Below are 16,877 nucleotides of genomic sequence, written 5' to 3'. Positions count from 1 at the left end.
AACGACGACGAAGGGGTGCTGCCGATTCCGGCAGCACCCCTTCGTCGTTTCCGGACGCAGTGCGATCTAGAGGAGCCCCGACGCTGCCACCGCGACGGCGGCGACCGTGCCCTCGGTGACTGCGCCGAGCACGTCGCCGTTCATGCCGCCGAAGCGCGCGACGCAGTGCCGGGCGAAGAGCACCGCGACGACCAGTACCACCGTGACGACGAGCGGTCCCGCCCAGAGCGGACCGGGCAGGCACACGAGCGACAGTGCCACCGCGGCCACCGTCCACACCGCGATCGGCACGACGCCCTGTGTGCCTGCCACGAGCGAGCCGAAGCCGCTGCCGGGCGCGGCCGGGACACCGCGCCGGCACGCGAGGACCACGGCCACACGTCCCGAGAAGACTGCGAACGCGACCGCCCACCACGCGTCGGTGTCGGCGAGCGCGCCGAACGAGGCGGCCTGCAGACCGAGGACGACGACGAGCGCCGCGACACCGAAGGGACCCGCGCCGCCGCTGTGCATCACCTCGCGCGCCCGCTCGGGCGGGCCGTAGCAACCGAGACCGTCGGCGGTGTCGCTCAGCCCGTCGACGTGCATTCCCCGGGTGCCGACCGCCAGCACCCCGACACACACCAGGCCCGTCACCAGTGGTGGCGTCCCGACGGCGGAACCGACCAGGCAGACGGCCGTGGTCGCGGCGGCGAGTACGGCACCGGCGATCGGCGCCGCGGAGATCGCACGTCCGGCGACCGTCCGGTCGATCTCCGACGGGCCTCGCGCGGGCAGGACCGTCAACCACGACAGGGCCAGCGCGACCCCGCCGATCCAGGCGCGGATCATCAGTCCGCGGTCGCCGGAGCGCTCTCGTCGCGGGTGCTCACGCCCGCCTCGGAGAAGGTGGCCATCTGCGCGAGGATCGCGACCGCACCCTGCAGTACCGGCAGCGCCGTCACGGCTCCCGATCCTTCGCCGAGGCGCATGCCGAGGTCGACGATCGGTTCGAGTCGGAGATGACGCAGCGCGATGGCGTGGGCGGGTTCGGCCGACCGGTGACCGGACACCCACCAGCGTGCCGCGCCGGGTGCGAGTTCCTCGGCGACCATCGCGGCGGCGGTGACGACGACTCCGTCGAGGATCACCGGCGTCCGGCGGACCGCGGCCTGCGCGAGGAATCCCGCCATCGCGGCGAAGTCCGCGCCACCGGCGGTGCGCAGCAGGGCGACGGGATTGCGTACGTGGGGCCGCGCCCGCCACATGGCGTCGCGGATCGCGGTGACCTTGCGCATCCACCCCGCGTCGTCGACGCCGGTGCCGCGGCCGACCGCGGCCACGGGTTCGGTGGCGGTAAGGGTGGCGATGAGAACGGTTGCAGGAGTGGTGTTCCCGATTCCCATATCGCCCGCGACGAGCAGATCGGCACCTTCGTCGACCTCGCGGTCGGCGAACGCACGGCCGGCCTCGATCGCGCGGACCGTCTCGTCGTGTGTCAGTGCGTCCTCGCGGTCGATGCTGCCGCTCGAGCGACGGATCTTGAACTCGGACACCTCGGGGGAGGTGTCGCTCTCGACTGCCATGTCGACGACCCGCACTCCTGCGCCTGCGGCGGCGGCGAGCACGTTCACGGCGGCGCCCCCTGCGGACAGGTTCGCGACCATCTGCGCGGTGACCTCCGGCGGATAGGCCGAGACCCCGTTGCGTGCGACGCCGTGGTCACCTGCGAAGACCACGACCCGCGGTCGGCGGAAGGGATGGGGCGGGACCTCGCCCTGGCAGGCGGCGACCCAGCACCCGAGTTCCTCGAGCCGTCCGAGTGAGCCGGCGGGTTTCGTCAGATCTCGCTGGCGTTCCTCGGCGGCGACGCGTGCTTCGAGATCGGGTAGGTCGACGCGCGGGAACTCGACGTCGGCGGGGGAATCGGAACCGCTGGTCACAGGTCACCTCTCGGACGGATCTTCACGCGAGAACGCTATCAATCGCCCGGTCTGGCAGAAATCCGACGTTGTGCGTCATTGCTGCCACTGTCGGGCGAACGAGTTCGGTCGGAGGATCGAAGCATGATCGAACTCACAGTCACCGTCGTGGTTCTGTCCACCCTGGTCGTCGGTCTCGAGGTGCTCCGCCGGCGGACCGCTCCCGCGCCGGCCTGGGTCCGGCGCGCACCCTGGCGGTTCCACTGGGAACGCCCCGCACGGACGACTCGGCCGCGGCACCGCATGTCGCAGGACATGCAGGCCGCGGCCGAGATCCGGCGGCTACCGCCGGTCGTGTGCGGTGCGCCTCACAACTGAGGTCGCTGGAAGGTCAGACGGCGTCGCCCGGGCCGACCCGGGGGAGCGGGGCACGCAGCTTCTTGATCTGGGAGGCGCGCACGAAGGCGTACCAGCCGAGCCCGAAGCCGCCGTCCGTCGAATCCGGGAAGCGCTCACGCGCCTTCTTGTTGACCATGCGCCCGAGGTAGATGCCCTCGATGATCATCAGGAACATCATCACGAACATCGCGAGCGTGACGTACTGCTGCACCACCGGTCCGAGGAACATCGACATGATGAGCACGAGCGCGAGCGGCATGAACAGACCGACGAGATTGCGCCGGCTGTCGACGATGTCGCGCACATAGGCGCGCACCGGGCCGCGGTCGCGGGGGAGCAGGTACTTCTCCTCACCCGCGAGCATCCGGTTGCGGCGCTCGGACGCGTCGGCGCGACGCTGCGCGGCGGCCGCCTTGCGTTCCTCCTTGCTCTGCGACTTGCGCGCGGCCTTGCGGCGCTCGCGTGCTTCCTTCGCAGTCAGGGGAGCAGGAGCGACGGGACCGCGACGACGGTTCTCGGCGTCGCGCCGCTTCGGCGTCGGACGCCCCTTACCGGTCGTCGTCTTCGCGGACGCGGAATCGTCGGGAGTCGCGGCCGGGGAGTCCTCGGTCGCAGGAACCTGGTGATCGGCGGAGTCGTCGGAACCACCGCGGCGTAGCAACTTCACACCACCAGGCTATGGGATAGTGGAGAGAAGCGGGAAATTCCGCACGCCATACCACGCTCGGCGCAACTCGTCCACGAGGAATAGATTCCGGCGCGGTACCGTTGAACCATCGGGTTTCGACACGAACGACAGGGAGCGCCCATGACTGTGCAGCAAGAGACCGATACTCACGGCGTCATCCTGACCGAGGCCGCCGCTGCGAAGGCGAAGGCACTGCTCGATCAGGAGGGCCGTGACGACCTCGCACTGCGTATCGCCGTGCAGCCCGGAGGCTGTGCCGGTCTGCGGTACCAGCTGTTCTTCGACGACCGCACGCTGGACGGAGACCTCACGAAGGAATTCGCCGGTGTGACGCTCGCCGTCGACCGGATGAGCGCGCCGTACGTCGAGGGTGCGTCGATCGACTTCGTCGACACCATCGAGAAGCAGGGCTTCACCATCGACAACCCGAATGCCACGGGGTCGTGCGCCTGCGGCGACTCGTTCAACTGAGCTGAGGACGCACTTCGGAACCCCGGCGCTTCACGGCGCCGGGGTTCCGTCGTTTCCGCGGTAGTACCGTGGGACCGCTACGGCTCTCCGTGTGAGCAGCCACACCATCGACATCCGCGGAAAGGCTCAGCCACGTGACCATCGCCGTGACCGGCTCCATCGCCACCGACCACCTCATGCGCTTCCCCGGCCGGTTCGCCGAGCAGCTGCTCGCCGACCAGCTCGCGCACATCTCCTTGAGCTTCCTCGTCGACGACCTCGTCGTCCGGCGCGGCGGAGTGGGCGGCAACATCGCCTTCGCGATGGGTGTCCTGGGCGGAACGCCGGTACTCGTCGGCGCCGTCGGTGCCGACTTCACCGAGTACCGCACGTGGCTCGAGGACCACGGCGTCGACTGCTCGTCGGTGCGGATCTCCCAGACCGCCCACACCGCCCGCTTCGTGTGCACCACCGACCTGGACATGGCGCAGATCGCCTCGTTCTACCCCGGTGCGATGTCCGAGGCCCGCGAGATCTCCATCGGCGACGTGGTGAACAAGCACGGCGTCGACCTCGTGCTCGTGGGCGCCAACGACCCCGACGCGATGATCCGGCACACCGAGGAGTGCCGCCGGCTCGGCGTCCCGTTCGTCGCCGATCCGTCCCAGCAGCTCGCCCGCCTGGACGGACAGCAGACCGAGCAGCTCATCGACGGCGCCGAATACCTGTTCACCAACGAGTACGAGTGGGGTCTGCTGCTGCAGAAGACCGGTCTCAGCGAGGACGAGGTGCAGGCGAAGGTCGGCATGCGCATCACCACCCTCGGCGGCGACGGCGCGAAGATCGTCGACCGCGACGGCAACCAGGTGCAGGTCGGTGTGGTTCCCGAGCGCGCCAAGGTCGACCCCACCGGTGTGGGCGACGCCTTCCGCGCCGGCTTCCTGCTCGGCCACCGCTCCGGTCTGAGCATCGAACGGGCCGCGCAGCTGGGCTCGCTGGTCGCGGTGCACGTCCTCGAGACCACCGGCACCCAGGAATGGACCTTCGACCGCACCGATGCCCTCAAGCGTCTCGCCGACGCCTACGGCACCGCGGCAGCCGACGAGATCGGCGCGGTCCTCGGCGCCTGATCGCCGGCCCCGGAACGACGAACGGCCGCGAGCACCCGGTAGGGGAGCTCGCGGCCGTGTCTCGTCGTGACCGTCAGATCTCGACCGGGTAGGCCGGCTCCTGGATCTGCGGCACGATGCGCTTCTCCACGAAGATGCCGTGCCAGATCATGAAGCACAGCACCGTCCACAAGCGGCGGCTGTGATCGATCGGGCCGGTGCGGTGCTCGTCGAGCATCTTCGCCACCGCGGCCTTGTCGAGCAGGTGGTCGGTCTGCGACTCGGCGATCACCTCGTGCGCCCAGTCGAACAGCTCCGTGCCGGCCAGCCAGTGCCGCAACGGCACCGGGAAGCCCAGCTTCGCGCGGTGCAGCACGTGCGGCGGGACGATGCCCTCCAACGCCTGCCGCAGCGCGTACTTGGTCGTCTGTTTGGTGATCTTCTGCTCCAGCGGAACCTGCGACGCCACCCGGAACACCTCGGAGTCCAGGAACGGCACGCGCAGCTCGAGCGAGTTCGCCATCGTCATCTTGTCGGCCTTGACGAGGATGTCGCCGCGCAGCCACGTGAACAGGTCGAGATGTTGCATCCGCGCCACCGGATCCCAGCCCGCCGACTGCGCGTAGATCGGCGCGGTGACGTCCTGATGCGTCCACTCCGGACGGAAGTCGCGCAGCACCGAGCGCAGCTGCGCGTCGTTGAAGCTGCGGGCGTTGCCGTAGTAGCGCTCCTCGAGCGTCATCGAGCCACGGTGCAGCAGGCTCTTGCCGCGCGTGCCCTCCGGGATCCGCTCCGACAGCTTTCCGGCGGCCCGCCGCAGCGCCGGCGGCAGGAACTCGAACGGACGCAGCGACAGTGGCTCGCGGTAGATCGTGTAACCGCCGAACAGCTCGTCGGCACCCTCACCGGACAGCACGACCTTGACGTGCTTGCGCGCCTCGCGGGCGATGAACCACAGCGGCACGAGCGCCGGATCGGCCACCGGATCGTCGAGATACCAGATGATCTCCGGGATGGCCGCGGCGAACTCGCTGGGGGAGACCACCCGCACCACGTGCCGGGCACCGATCGCGGCGGCCGACTCCGCGGCGACGTCGACCTCGGAGTAGCCCTCCCGCTCGAAACCGGCGGTGAAGGTGATGAGCTTCGGGTTGTGGCGCATCGCCAGCGCGGCGATGGCCGTGGAGTCGATGCCACCGGAGAGGAACGACCCGACGGTCACGTCGGCTCGCATGTGCTTGGCCACCGAGTCCTCGAGGGCCTCGGCGATCTCGCGATAGCGATCCTGCTCGCGGCCGGCCGCGAACGGCCGGACCGGGAAGGTGGGGTGGAAGTAGCGCGTGATCTCGGGCTCGGCGCCGGGCGTGATGCGCGCGTAGCAGCCCGATTCGAGGCGGCGGATCCGCCGGTGCAGCGTCTCGGGCTCGGGAACGTACTGCAGCACCGTGTAGTGCTCGATCGCACGGGGATCGAGCTCGGTGTCGATGCCGATCACGTCGGCGAGCTCGAGCAGGCTCTTCTTCTCGCTGCCGAAGGCCGTACCGCCGGTACCGGTCGCGAGGAACAGCGGCTTGATGCCGAACTGGTCGCGGGCGACGAACAGCTCGCGGGTGTGCGTGTCCCAGATCGCGAAGGCGAACATGCCCCGCAGGCGCTGGACGGCGCGCACGCCCCAGTGGTGGTAGGCCGCGACGATCGCCTCGCTGTCGCCCTCGGTCGCGAAGGAGGTGCCGAAGGTCTCGGTGAGTTCCTTGCGCAGTTCGAGATAGTTGTAGATCTCACCGTTGAAGGTCAGCGCGTAGCGGTCGGGCTGCTCCGGCGGGCCCCAGCGCAGCGGCTGATGCGAGTGCGCGATGTCGATGATCGACAACCGGTTGAATCCGAAGACGAGGTCGGCGTCGTGCCAGGTGCCGTGCTCGTCGGGGCCGCGATGGCGCAGGCAGTGCATCGCGGAGTCCACCTTCGCGACGGCGTCGTCGCTGGTGCCGTCAGTGGTCAGAAACCCGAGCAATCCGCACACGCGTGGGTTACCTCATTCCGGTCGGGGGTGTCGCGAAGAACCCCGGTGGGTGCCCAGCGCGGGACACCGCACCGCGCATGACACCGGGAACTACCACTCGGGGTCCGGCGTTCGTTCTACCGAAGTATGCCGCAGACGGTCGACACCGGGCAGCCGCGCCCGGGCGCCACCGATGATCACTCGTCCGACAGGAGAAAACCGACGTCACGAGCCGGGTCTTCCGGTCGAAACGCCCAGTCCGACACTTTCTTCGTGCCCCGGCGATGGATAGCGCCCGGGTTTGGTCTACGCTGCGTAGTAATTGGGCCGGCCCTCCGGGTGTGCCCTAGTGGAATTGCGGCGATCAGGAAGGCGTGAACGTGGCGCAAGGTCGGATCCTTCGGCGGTTCGGGCTCGCAGCATCACTCGGCATTGCAGCCTTGGTGCTGACCGGGTGCTCGAGCGAAGAAATCCTTCGTTTCGGCTGGCCGGAGGGCATCACTCCTCAGGCCGAGCGTATGCGTGAACTGTGGACGTGGTCGGTTGTCGCCGCCCTCGTCATGGGAATTCTCGTGTGGGGACTCACCTTCTGGGTGATCATCGCCTACCGGCGTCGGAAGGACGATCCGGAGTTCCCGCGTCAGACGGCGTACAACGTGCCGCTCGAGCTGGCTTACACCGCGGCGCCGTTCGTCGCCGTCTGTGTTCTCTTCTACTTCACGGTCGTGGTGCAGAACTACGTCCTGGAGAAGGAGGACAACCCGAACGTCGTCGTCGACGTGACGGCATTCCAGTGGAACTGGAAGTTCGGTTACCGGACCATCGATCTGCAGGACGGCACCGCGCGGTACGACGGCACCGACGAGGTCGCCCAGGACGCGGTCGTACTGCAGCCGTACGAGCCGGGCACCGACGGCGAGCACTCGAACGACGAGGGCGGACATGGTGAGGCTCCGGGCCCCATCCACGGTAAGCCCACGGAGGACCTGTCCTACCTCCACTACGACAAGATCGAGACGATCGGCACCAGCGAAGAGATTCCGGTGCTCGTTCTTCCCACCGGCAAGCGCATCGAGTTCCAGCTGGCGTCCTCCGACGTCATCCATTCCTTCTGGGTGCCGGAGTTCCTGTTCAAGCGTGACGTGAACCCGAACCCGATCGAGAACAACTCCGATCCGGTCTTCCAGATCTCCGAGATCGAGCGTGAGGGCGCGTTCGTCGGCCGCTGCGCCGAGATGTGCGGCACCTACCACGCGATGATGAACTTCGAGGTCCGCGCCGTCAGCCCGGAGGACTTCGCCCGCTACATCGAGCTTCGCAAGCCGGTCGAGGACGGCGGCGAAGGCCTGTCGAACGCTCGTGCGCTCGAAGCCATCGGCCAGAGCCCGATCGCGACCTCGACGACTCCGTTCAAGACCGACCGCACGGACCGGTCGGCGACCGTCGCCGCAGGCGAGTGACGGCCACCCCACCCGACAAGGACAAGTGCTGATATGAAGATCGAAGCCAAGCTCTTCGAGGTCGTGACGGTGTTCTTCGTGCTCGTCGCCATCGTGTACGGCGTGTTCACCGGGCTGTCGGACAAGGGCATCGAATGGGCCGGCCTCACGGCCATCGTCCTCTCCGCCGGTCTGACCCTGATCGTCGGAACGTACTTCCGCTTCGTTGCTCGTCGCCTCGACACCCGTCCCGAGGACTACGAGGACGCGGAGATCAGCGACGGTGCGGGCGACCTCGGTTTCTTCAGTGCGGGTAGCTACTGGCCGATCCTGCTCGCCGGTGCGGCAGCTTTCGCCGCCATCGCGCTGGCCTTCTACCAGCCCTGGATGATCGTCCTCGCGGTCGCACTCATCCTGGCTGCAGCCGCCGGTCTCGTGTTCGAGTACCACATAGGACCCGAGAAGCACTGAGCCGACACTCTCGACGCACACGGGCGCCGCACCTTCGGGTGCGGCGCCCGTGTCGTTCTCGGGGTGTCGTTCTCGGGGTTTCGTTCTTCAGGGAGCCCGGCGGGTGGTGAGGACGACCCTCGCGGTCGCCGCGACCGTGCGATCCGGGTCGTCGCTCAGCGCCGCGAGAGCGTCGTCGGCGGCCGGTCCGGGGATCTCCGCGAGTGCCTGCGTGAGACGCAGCCGGACACCGGCATCGCCCGCGCCGCCGAGTGCGAGCTGCAGCGACCGCACGATCTCGACGGACGACAGCGCCCGGTCCGCGAGCACGCCCAGAACCTCGGCGGCCTCGACGTCCGACCGGCCCTCCACGATCATCTCCACGAGCACGGGTACCGCGGCGTCCACCCCGCGCGCCCCGAGCGTCAGAGCCGCCGTGGCGCGCGCCTTGGCATCGGCGTCGCCGAGAGCCTCCTCCAGGAGCGTCGTCGATTCGGGCACACGGAGTTCCGCGAGCGTCGCGATCACCCGTCGCCGCACCGGCACCTCGTCGGAACGCAGGCCCTCCGCAAGTGCCGGCAGCGCAGCGTCGACCGCACCCACCGATCGGGCGAGCGACCAACGCAGAGCGCCGGCGACGAACGGATCCTCCTCCGACAGTGCCGCCCGGACCAGCGCTGCGACCGGCAGCGTCGTGTCCTCGTCCTGGGACAGGATCGCCTGCTGGCGCCGCGAGCCGGAATCGGATTCGAACGCGCGCAGCAAGGCGACGAGGCGCAGGACGTCGTCCCAACCCGTGGGGGAGGCCGAGTCGACGCCCTCCAGGCGGGCGAGGAGCTCGGTCTCGGCGGCGATCCGTTCGCGCGTGTGCGCGATCAGCTCCTGCACCAGCTCCGCCGGCGCGAAATCCGGTTCCCCCAGCGCTCGTCCGACCTCGTTCAGCGACAGGCCGAGACTCCGGAGACTCTCCACGTGAAAGAGTCTCCGGAGGTCGTCCTCGGTGTACTCGCGGTAGCCGCCCGAGGTGCGGCCCGTCGGCGTCACCAGCCCCAGGCGGTCGTAGTGCCGCAGCATGCGGGTGCTGACACCGGACCGCCGCGAGACCTCACCGATCAGCACCGGCTCACTCCCGGACCGCGTCCGCGCCGAGTGCGGCGACGCGTTTCGCCGACTCCACCGAGAGGACGAACGCGCTGTCGGGGTCGACGCGGATCCGTTCGGTGGCCTCCGCGTGGGCGCGGACGCGCGGATCGGGACTGCTCGTCGCCGCGCGCAGGACCGGCACCGCGGCCTCGTCGAGCGCCGCGAGAGCGCGACCGAGGCTCAGTTGCAGGTCGTGGTCGCCGCGACCCAGTTCGACGCCGAGAGCCGCAGCGAGGCCGCTTTCCGACCCCGGTGGCACGAGAGCGACCGCCGCGCGCCACGCGCTGCGTGCCACCTCGTCGTGCTCGTCGTGGAGCATCCCCGAGACCTTCGGCCACGCGACGGGATCGCCGATCTTCGACAACGTGTGCAGGGCCTGACTGCGCGCCTGCGAGACATCCGAACCGAGCTCGTCGAGCAGCCGCGGCACCGTCACCCCGGCCGGCAGGCGGCACAGCGCCCAGGTCAGCATGTCGCGGACGAAGAAGTCCGGCTCCACCGCGCAACGGTCGACGAGAACCGTCACCGTCCCGGACTCGGCTGCCGTACCCGACTCGAGTGCGGCGCGCAGACGCACGGAGGCGTCGTCGGCGGACAGGGCCTCGACGAGGCGGGTGGACGGGTCGTGATGTGTGCGCATGGTAGGCACCTCCTTCACGACCCATTCGAGCGCTTGTCACAGTGTCAAGGTCAAGACGTACGCTCCGGACGATATCCGGTGGGGGAGAGGAGGACCGGCGAACGACGAACGGGGCCCCGGACCGTGATGGTCCGGGGCCCCGTTACGAGCCGCTGATGCGGATCAGTGCTGCGACTTGTCGGGCAGCTGGGCTGCGCCGTCTCCGTTGCCGTGGACGCGCTCCTGGTACTCGCGGAGCGTGTTCCGCAGCTCGAGCTCGGCCTCGTGGTGGGCAGCCTCGAGAGCGGCGGCCTCGTCGGCCGGGTCCGGGCTCCACCAGCTGCCGGCACCGGGCTTGCCGGCGCTGCCGAGGCGGTTCATACGCTTCGGAACCGGGGCCGCCTGGTACTCCAGTGGGATCGGATGGCCGTGCTCGTCCACCGGGCCGAGCGGCTGGTGGATCTCGATGTACTCGCCGGTCGGCAGTCGACGGACGATGCCCGTCTCGATGCCGTGCTCGAGTACCTGGCGGTCGCTGCGCTGCAGACCCAGGCAGAACCGGTACGCGATGTAGTAGGCGAGCGGCGGGAGCAGGACGAGACCGATACGGCCCATCCAGGTCGTCGCGTTGATCGAGATGTCGAACTTGAACGCGATGATGTCGTTGATGCACATGATCGTGGCAACGGCGTAGAACGCCAGGGCCATGAACCCGATACCGGTGCGGACCGGCACGTCGCGCGGACGCTGGAGCAGGTTGTGGTGTGCGTCGTCCTTCGTGAACTTCTTCTCGATCCACGGGTAGACCGTGAGCACGACGAACACCAGGCCCATGATCAGCGCGATCCAGAACGGCTGCGGGATCGTGTACCGGTTGAACAGGTACAGCTCCCAGGCCGGCCAGATACGGGCCATGCCGTCCGTCCACATCATGTAGATGTCGGGCTGCGAGCCGGCGGACACCTGCGACGGGTTGTACGGGCCGATGTTCCAGACCGGGTTGATCTGCAGCAGGCCGGACATCAGGGCGAGCACCGCGAAGGTCATCGCGAAGAACGCACCCGACTTGACGGCGAAGACCGGGAGGATACGAACGCCGACGACGTTCTGCTCCGTGCGGCCGGGGCCGGGGAACTGCGTGTGCTTCTGGTACCAGACCAGCGCGAGGTGCGCGGCGATCAGGGCCAGGATGATGCCCGGGACGAGCAGCACGTGCAGCACGTAGAAGCGCGGGATGATCAGCTCACCCGGGAAGTCGCCACCGAAGATCGCCCAGTGCATCCACGAACCGATGATCGGGATCGAGAGCGTGATGCCCGAGAACGCGGCGCGGAGGCCGGTGCCCGAGAGCAGATCGTCGGGGAGCGAGTAACCGAAGAAGCCTTCGAACATCGCCAGAATGAGCAGCAGCGAGCCGATCACCCAGTTGGCCTCGCGCGGACGCCGGAACGCACCGGTGAAGAACACGCGCAGCAGGTGGACGACGATCGACGCGGCGAACATCAGTGCTGCCCAGTGGTGGATCTGTCGCACGAACAGACCACCGCGGACCTCGAAGGAGAGGTTCAGGGTCGTCTCGTAGGCGCGGGACATACCCACACCGCGCAGCGGCGTGTAGACGCCGTCGTAGACGACGTGCGCCATCGACGGATCGAAGAACAGGGTGAGGAAGACACCCGAGATCAACAGGATGACGAAGCTGTAGAGCGCGATCTCACCCAGGAGGAAGGACCAGTGGGTGGGGAACACCTTGTTGATCTGGCGACGGATACCGGCGGACAGGTGGTAGCGAGAATCGAGGTTCTCGCCGATCTGTGCGGCGCGGGACGGGGTTGCAGTACTCACGGGCGACGCTCCCAGAATGCCGGGCCGAGTGCCTCGATGAAGTCACCGTTGGCGACCAGGAAGCCCTCTTCGTTCACTGTAATCGGAAGCTGCGGCAGTGCGCGAGCAGCGGGACCGAAAATCGGCTTGCCGTACTCCAGTGCATCGAACTGCGACTGGTGGCACGGGCACAGGATGCGGTGCGTCTGCTGCTCGTAGAGCGACGTCGGGCAGCCGAGGTGCGTGCAGATCTTCGAGTACGCGAAGTAGTCGCCGTAGTTGAAGCTCTCCTGACCCTTGCGCTTGACGACACGCTCGGTGTCCTCGGTGCGCAGACGGATGAGCATGACGGCGTTACGGATGCCGCGCAGGCCCTGCAGCAGAGCGTGCTCGTCGCCGCGATCGGACTCGCGGAAGGGGAACACCGTCTCCATACCGCCGGCGTCGAGGTCCTCCGGGCGGACCAGGACGATGTCCTGGGGCCGGCCGGTATCGCGACGCAGGTAGATGGTCTCGCCGGGGTAGCGCGGGGTCCAGCCCGACACCCACAGCGGCGACTCGTCACCCTCGGCCCACGGGTTCTTGATCAGGCCACCGAGCGGCATGATCAGACCCAGGCCGAGCGCGCCACCACCGAAGATCGCGGTGCGCTTGATCAGCTTGCGACGCGGCAGGGTCGACGTCTCGAGCGAGTCGGACAACTCGGCCACGATCGTCTTGCGATCGACCTCGGACGAGCCGCCGTCGTGCCGATCCTGGATCGACACCTCCTCCGGGATGAACTTCTTGGTGAACTGCACCGCGCCCACACCGATGCCGAGGATGGCCAGACCCAGGGTCAGGCCGAGCATCGGGGTGTAGAGGCTGTACCAGCCGTAGTTCTCGTCGCCGATGCCCTGGTACTCCCACGGCCAGAACAGGTAGATCGCGATGAACGCGACACCCGCGATGCCCGCGAGGGCGAACCAGAAGGCGACGTTGCGCTCGGCCCGCTTCTCGGCACGGGTGCCTTCGACGGGCCAGCGGTCCTTGCGGAACGCGACGTCGACACCGTCGAGGTTCGTGCCGAGCGTGACGAGGTCGTCCCGGCTCATCCGGTCGAGATCTTCGACCGTGTGCTTGTTCGGCGTTTCGCCGCCACTCATGACCTTGCTCCGATCCACAGTGCAGCGCCGACGACGGCGACCATGCCGACGACCCACATGGTCGGCCCTTCGGCACCGGGGCCGAAGCCGCCGAGCCCGTAGCCACCCGGGTCTCTCGTCTCACTGGCGGACTTGATGTACGCGATGATGTCCTGCTTCTCCTCGACCGTCAGCTGACGGTCGGAGAACTTCGGCATGTTCTGGGGGCCGGTGAGCATCGCGGTGTAGATCTGCTGCTCGTTGGCCGGATCCAGGTTCGGTGCGAACTTGCCGGACGAGAGCGCGCCGCCGCGTCCGGTGAAGTTGTGGCAGGACGCGCAGTTCTGGCGGAAGAGCTCCGAACCGCGTCCGATGTCGTTGCCGCGCAGCGACGACTGGGCGATTTCGCCGTTCTCGTCGCGGATGACGGTCGGGCCTCCACCGTTGGCCTGGATGTACGCGCCGAGGGCGTCGGTCTGCGCGGCGTCGAACTTCGGGTCCTTGCGGAGGGCCTGGGCCTCGTTGCGCATCATCGGCATGCGGCCCGAGGAGACCTGGAAGTAGACGGCGGCCTCGCCGACACCGATCAGGCTGGGACCGCGGTCCTGGACACCCTGGAGGTTGACACCGTGACAGGTCACGCAGGAGGTCTCGTAGAGCTGCTGACCCTCGCGGATCAGAGCGCTCTGGTCGTCCTGCGCTGTAGCCACCTGCGGGGCAGGTGTCAGCGCGGAGGCGATGAAGCCTGCGCTGAGGAGACCGAGCGCGAGGACCAACGCTCCGGTGACGCGCCGGCGCATCTTGCGCTGGCGGCGGGACTTCGCAGCATCGGCTGCAGAGGATCGACCGGGCATGTCACCCTCGGAGGCGAGAGGTGGGGATGAACTCATCTGTATCCCTTTTTTTATGTCGGGACGGACTGGACGTCAGGGGGCTGCCTGGGCGTTCAGCTGGCTAACGGATGAAATAAATCGTGGCAAACAGCGCGATCCAAACGATGTCGACGAAGTGCCAGTAATACGAAACGACGATGGCTGCAGTGGCCTGCGCAGGCGTGAACTTGCTGACCTTCGTGCGGAACAGCAGGAACACGAAAGCGATGAGGCCGCCGATGACGTGCAGGCCGTGGAAACCGGTGGTCATGTAGAACACCGAGCCGTACACGCTGCCCGGGATGGTCGTGCCGTCCTTCACCAGGGTGATGTACTCGTAGCCCTGGCCGAGCACGAAGAAGGTGCCCATGCCGAGGGTGACGATGTACCACCGGCGCAGGCCGAAGACGTCGCCGCGCTCGGCGGCGAAGACGCCCAGCTGGCAGGTGAAGGAAGAAGCGATCAGCACCATGGTGATCGGTACCGCCAACCACAGGTTCAAGTGGGTGGGCGGGGGCGGCCACATGCCCTCCGGGGCCTGTGCCCGTGCCACGAAGTACATGGCGAAGAGCCCTGCGAAAAACATGAGCTCACTGGACAACCACACGATGGTGCCGACGCTGACCAGGTTGGGCCGGTTCAACGAGTGCACGCGCTGTGTGATTGCAGATCCTGAAGTCCCTACTGCGCTCGTCACGCTGGCTAGTATGACCCGTCGTAGTACGTCTTGGGCAATCGGGGCCGAAATCGGCGCGTCCGTGCAGGTCCCGGACCTGTATTTCTCCAGGTGGGCACTCGATGGCGGGTGCTCGGAGGGGTGTCACACGGGACATTTCGGAGGGTCGCGGAGGTCACGTGCGATCGTGGTGACATGAGTACCGGAAAGGGTCTTCGGGGGTGGCTGCGGTCCCTGGTCGGCCGGCGCAGCGAACCGCTCGACGCGAACCGGGCCGACCTGGTCGTGGTCGTCTCGTCCTTCGACGACGCGGAGGCGTGTTCGACGGCACTCGAGCGTGCCGCCGAGGCGACGCCTGCGTGGCGGGCCGAGGACGAGGCGGTTATGCGGCACCACCTGGCCCTGCCCGCCGGCACGGTGGACCGGGCGGCGGAACTGGCCGGGCAGGACGGTTACGTCGTGGCCGGAACCGACGACGGGAACGTTCCACCCGCTGCCGTCGTCGGTGGTGCTTCCGTGATCCTGCAACGCGTCCAGATCCTCGATGCGCTGCACTGTGCACAGGAGAAGTCGCGGATGGCCTCGCTCGCCCAGCGGCTCGGCGGAACGGCCCTGGGATGGGACGCTCTGCAACCGCAGGATTCCGCTGGCTAAGCTGACCGGTCGGAGGGCACGCCGGTGCCCGGTGAGGAGCGAGATGCGGCGAGGGCAGGTGCGATGAACGCGACGCGAGACGCGGACGAGGTGACGCAGAACTGGCCCTCCGTCCTGGGGGTACTCACCGCCGGGCAGGACCTGTCCGCCGCCGAGGCGCGATGGGCGATGAGCGAGATCTTCTCCGACAACGCCACCCCCGCCCAGATCGCCGCCTTCGGTGTCGCTCTGAAGATGAAGGGCGAGACACCCGAGGAGGTGCGGGCACTCGCCGACACGATGCTCGACTACGCCCGGCTGGTCCCGGTCGACGGTGATGTCGTCGACGTCGTGGGCACCGGTGGCGATCGGGCGAACACCGTCAACATCTCCACGATGGCCTCGCTGGTCGTCGCTGCAGCCGGTATCCGCGTGGTCAAGCACGGCAACCGCGCCGCCTCGTCCAAGAGCGGCGGCGCCGACGTGCTCGAAGCGCTCGGGGTGCACATCGACCTCGGGCCCGACGAGGTGGCCCACTCGGTCGCCGAGGCAGGGATCGGATTCTGTTTCGCGCCGGTCTACCACCCGGCACTGCGCTTCGCGGCCGCACCGCGCAAGCAGATCGGTATCCCGACGGTCTTCAACGTCCTCGGCCCGCTCACCAATCCGGCCCGTCCGAGCGCCGGCCTGATCGGATGCGCCTTCGAACCGCTCGTCCCGACCGTCGCGGGCGTGCTCGCGCAGCGCGGCAACTCGGCGCTCGTCGTGCGCGGCGACGACGGTCTCGACGAACTGACCACCTCCACGACCTCGAGCGTGCACATCGTCCACGGTGGCGAGGTTCGGGTCGTGACGCTCGATCCGCGCGACCTGGGTATCGAACGGGTTCCGCTCGAGGCGCTCCGCGGGGGCGACGCCACGGAGAACGCGGCGGTCGCGAGGGCCGTCCTGGCAGGGGAGAAGGGACCGGTGCGCGACGCCGTGCTCCTCAACGCTGCCGGGGCGATCGCAGCCTTCCGAGGCGTCGACGGCGTGCTCGAGGATGCCCTCGCGGCCGGACTCGGGACGGCGGCGGAAGCGATCGACAGCGGCCGGGCCACGGCCGTCCTGGAGCGGTGGGCCGAGGTCACCACGCGGCTGGGTGCCGGTTCCGGACAGAAGTGACCGGAGAACAGTAAGGACACACGAACGGGCCCGCACTGCACAGGTGCGGGCCCGTCGGTCGTCGGTGATGCTGCCGGTGTCAGTTCCCGATCGAGAAGCCGGCCTCGACGTCGGCGCTCGAGTACGACTGGAACGCGATGTGGGTGACGGTCTTCGTCACGCCGTCGATCTTGTTGATGCCCCGGGTGACGACGTCGGCGATCTTCTCGTGATCGCGGACCCGGACGACGGCCACGAGGTCGACGTCGCCCGCGCAGGAGTACACCGTGTCGACGCCGTCGAGGTCGGCCACCGCTTGCGCGGTCTCGGGGATACGGTTCGCCTCGGCATCGATCAGGACGATCGCGTTGATCATGGGGTCTCCTTCAACCTTCCTCGGGGATTGCA

At 68.2% G+C, this 16,877-nt stretch carries 18 protein-coding genes; 7 read left to right on the top strand and 11 right to left on the bottom strand.

What is annotated here, in order from left to right; translation table 11 throughout:
- Positions 1–66 precede the first annotated feature (66 nt).
- Together AC0LPE_RS14565 and cobT are read right to left on the bottom strand one after the other, a co-directional pair.
- On the bottom strand, positions 67–831 hold the full coding sequence (locus AC0LPE_RS14565; RefSeq protein WP_490604731.1) for an adenosylcobinamide-GDP ribazoletransferase: 765 nt from the start codon (positions 829–831) through the stop codon (positions 67–69).
- The gene (gene cobT / locus AC0LPE_RS14560; protein ID WP_490604730.1) at positions 831–1,922 is read right to left on the bottom strand and encodes a nicotinate-nucleotide--dimethylbenzimidazole phosphoribosyltransferase; all 1,092 of its coding nucleotides are present in this window, start codon (positions 1,920–1,922) and stop codon (positions 831–833) included. The genes AC0LPE_RS14565 and cobT overlap by 1 nt, the downstream gene beginning before the upstream one ends.
- Before the next feature lie 123 nt (positions 1,923–2,045).
- On the opposite strand from cobT, the gene AC0LPE_RS14555 reads away from it, so the two are divergent.
- Positions 2,046–2,279 carry a hypothetical protein gene (locus AC0LPE_RS14555; RefSeq protein WP_016693857.1) on the top strand — a complete coding sequence of 78 codons (234 nt, stop codon included), beginning with the start codon at positions 2,046–2,048 and terminating at the stop codon, positions 2,277–2,279.
- A gap of 13 nt (positions 2,280–2,292) precedes the next feature.
- On the opposite strand, the gene AC0LPE_RS14550 is transcribed toward AC0LPE_RS14555, so the two are convergent.
- The gene (locus tag AC0LPE_RS14550; protein WP_088897266.1) at positions 2,293–2,967 is read right to left on the bottom strand and encodes a DUF3043 domain-containing protein; all 675 of its coding nucleotides are present in this window, start codon (positions 2,965–2,967) and stop codon (positions 2,293–2,295) included.
- Between the two features lie 141 nt (positions 2,968–3,108).
- Between AC0LPE_RS14550 and AC0LPE_RS14545 the strand changes: the two genes are divergently transcribed.
- Both AC0LPE_RS14545 and AC0LPE_RS14540 read left to right on the top strand, forming a co-directional pair.
- A complete protein-coding gene (locus AC0LPE_RS14545) occupies positions 3,109–3,459 on the top strand; it encodes a HesB/IscA family protein (RefSeq protein WP_006554400.1) in 351 nt (116 codons plus the stop codon).
- A gap of 134 nt (positions 3,460–3,593) precedes the next feature.
- Positions 3,594–4,568, top strand: a complete 975-nt coding sequence (locus AC0LPE_RS14540; protein WP_088897267.1) for a carbohydrate kinase family protein — start codon at positions 3,594–3,596, stop codon at positions 4,566–4,568.
- Between the two features lie 73 nt (positions 4,569–4,641).
- Here AC0LPE_RS14540 and asnB read toward each other — a convergent pair whose 3' ends face one another.
- A complete protein-coding gene (gene asnB, locus AC0LPE_RS14535) occupies positions 4,642–6,567 on the bottom strand; it encodes an asparagine synthase (glutamine-hydrolyzing) (RefSeq protein WP_106199390.1) in 1,926 nt (641 codons plus the stop codon).
- 353 nt (positions 6,568–6,920) lie between these two features.
- Here asnB and ctaC point away from each other — a divergent pair, with 353 nt between their 5' ends.
- Together ctaC and AC0LPE_RS14525 are read left to right on the top strand one after the other, a co-directional pair.
- Positions 6,921–8,006 carry an aa3-type cytochrome oxidase subunit II gene (ctaC, locus tag AC0LPE_RS14530; protein WP_490604729.1) on the top strand — a complete coding sequence of 362 codons (1,086 nt, stop codon included), beginning with the start codon at positions 6,921–6,923 and terminating at the stop codon, positions 8,004–8,006.
- Between the two features lie 33 nt (positions 8,007–8,039).
- Positions 8,040–8,456, top strand: a complete 417-nt coding sequence (locus AC0LPE_RS14525) for a cytochrome c oxidase subunit 4 (RefSeq protein WP_430715700.1) — start codon at positions 8,040–8,042, stop codon at positions 8,454–8,456.
- 87 nt (positions 8,457–8,543) lie between these two features.
- On the opposite strand, the gene AC0LPE_RS14520 is transcribed toward AC0LPE_RS14525, so the two are convergent.
- From AC0LPE_RS14520 to ctaE, 6 genes are all read right to left on the bottom strand, one after another.
- Positions 8,544–9,554 carry a MerR family transcriptional regulator gene (locus AC0LPE_RS14520; RefSeq protein ID WP_490604728.1) on the bottom strand — a complete coding sequence of 337 codons (1,011 nt, stop codon included), beginning with the start codon at positions 9,552–9,554 and terminating at the stop codon, positions 8,544–8,546.
- A gap of 4 nt (positions 9,555–9,558) precedes the next feature.
- Positions 9,559–10,218, bottom strand: coding sequence for a HEAT repeat domain-containing protein (locus tag AC0LPE_RS14515; RefSeq protein ID WP_490604727.1), 660 nt, complete (start codon positions 10,216–10,218; stop codon positions 9,559–9,561).
- 162 nt (positions 10,219–10,380) lie between these two features.
- On the bottom strand, positions 10,381–12,042 hold the full coding sequence (gene qcrB / locus AC0LPE_RS14510; protein WP_490604726.1) for a cytochrome bc1 complex cytochrome b subunit: 1,662 nt from the start codon (positions 12,040–12,042) through the stop codon (positions 10,381–10,383).
- A complete protein-coding gene (qcrA, locus tag AC0LPE_RS14505; RefSeq protein WP_490604725.1) occupies positions 12,039–13,166 on the bottom strand; it encodes a cytochrome bc1 complex Rieske iron-sulfur subunit in 1,128 nt (375 codons plus the stop codon). Before qcrA ends, qcrB begins: the two co-directional genes overlap by 4 nt.
- Positions 13,163–13,999 (bottom strand): cytochrome bc1 complex diheme cytochrome c subunit, encoded by an 837-nt coding sequence (gene qcrC / locus AC0LPE_RS14500; RefSeq protein WP_174247132.1) that lies wholly within the window; start codon positions 13,997–13,999, stop codon positions 13,163–13,165. The genes qcrA and qcrC overlap by 4 nt, the downstream gene beginning before the upstream one ends.
- Before the next feature lie 100 nt (positions 14,000–14,099).
- A complete protein-coding gene (gene ctaE, locus AC0LPE_RS14495) occupies positions 14,100–14,714 on the bottom strand; it encodes an aa3-type cytochrome oxidase subunit III (protein ID WP_120283293.1) in 615 nt (204 codons plus the stop codon).
- A 174-nt stretch (positions 14,715–14,888) separates the two neighbouring features.
- Here ctaE and AC0LPE_RS14490 point away from each other — a divergent pair, with 174 nt between their 5' ends.
- Positions 14,889–15,347, top strand: coding sequence for a hypothetical protein (locus tag AC0LPE_RS14490; protein WP_423660132.1), 459 nt, complete (start codon positions 14,889–14,891; stop codon positions 15,345–15,347).
- A 63-nt stretch (positions 15,348–15,410) separates the two neighbouring features.
- Positions 15,411–16,490: an anthranilate phosphoribosyltransferase gene (gene trpD, locus AC0LPE_RS14485; RefSeq protein ID WP_016693843.1), complete on the top strand. Its 1,080-nt coding sequence runs from the start codon at positions 15,411–15,413 to the stop codon at positions 16,488–16,490.
- Positions 16,491–16,569: 79 nt separating this feature from the next.
- Here trpD and AC0LPE_RS14480 read toward each other — a convergent pair whose 3' ends face one another.
- Positions 16,570–16,845 carry an Lrp/AsnC family transcriptional regulator gene (locus AC0LPE_RS14480; protein WP_016693842.1) on the bottom strand — a complete coding sequence of 92 codons (276 nt, stop codon included), beginning with the start codon at positions 16,843–16,845 and terminating at the stop codon, positions 16,570–16,572.
- Positions 16,846–16,877 lie beyond the last annotated feature (32 nt).

The organism is Rhodococcus sp. S3 (assembly GCF_058211795.1).
This window is presented reverse-complemented; position numbering and strand designations above follow the sequence as displayed.

Bases quoted from the DNA above. Each gene is read 5' to 3' on its own strand.
- AC0LPE_RS14565 (WP_490604731.1), bottom strand. From the start codon at position 831: ATGATCCGCGCCTGGATCGGCGGGGTCGCGCTGGCCCTGTCGTGGTTG.
- AC0LPE_RS14555 (WP_016693857.1), top strand. From the start codon at position 2,046: ATGATCGAACTCACAGTCACCGTCGTGGTTCTGTCCACCCTGGTCGTC.
- AC0LPE_RS14545 (WP_006554400.1), top strand. From the start codon at position 3,109: ATGACTGTGCAGCAAGAGACCGATACTCACGGCGTCATCCTGACCGAG.
- AC0LPE_RS14525 (WP_430715700.1), top strand. From the start codon at position 8,040: ATGAAGATCGAAGCCAAGCTCTTCGAGGTCGTGACGGTGTTCTTCGTG.
- AC0LPE_RS14515 (WP_490604727.1), bottom strand. From the start codon at position 10,218: ATGCGCACACATCACGACCCGTCCACCCGCCTCGTCGAGGCCCTGTCC.
- qcrA (WP_490604725.1), bottom strand. From the start codon at position 13,166: ATGAGTGGCGGCGAAACGCCGAACAAGCACACGGTCGAAGATCTCGAC.
- qcrC (WP_174247132.1), bottom strand. From the start codon at position 13,999: ATGCCCGGTCGATCCTCTGCAGCCGATGCTGCGAAGTCCCGCCGCCAG.
- AC0LPE_RS14490 (WP_423660132.1), top strand. From the start codon at position 14,889: ATGAGTACCGGAAAGGGTCTTCGGGGGTGGCTGCGGTCCCTGGTCGGC.
- trpD (WP_016693843.1), top strand. From the start codon at position 15,411: ATGAACGCGACGCGAGACGCGGACGAGGTGACGCAGAACTGGCCCTCC.
- AC0LPE_RS14480 (WP_016693842.1), bottom strand. From the start codon at position 16,845: ATGATCAACGCGATCGTCCTGATCGATGCCGAGGCGAACCGTATCCCC.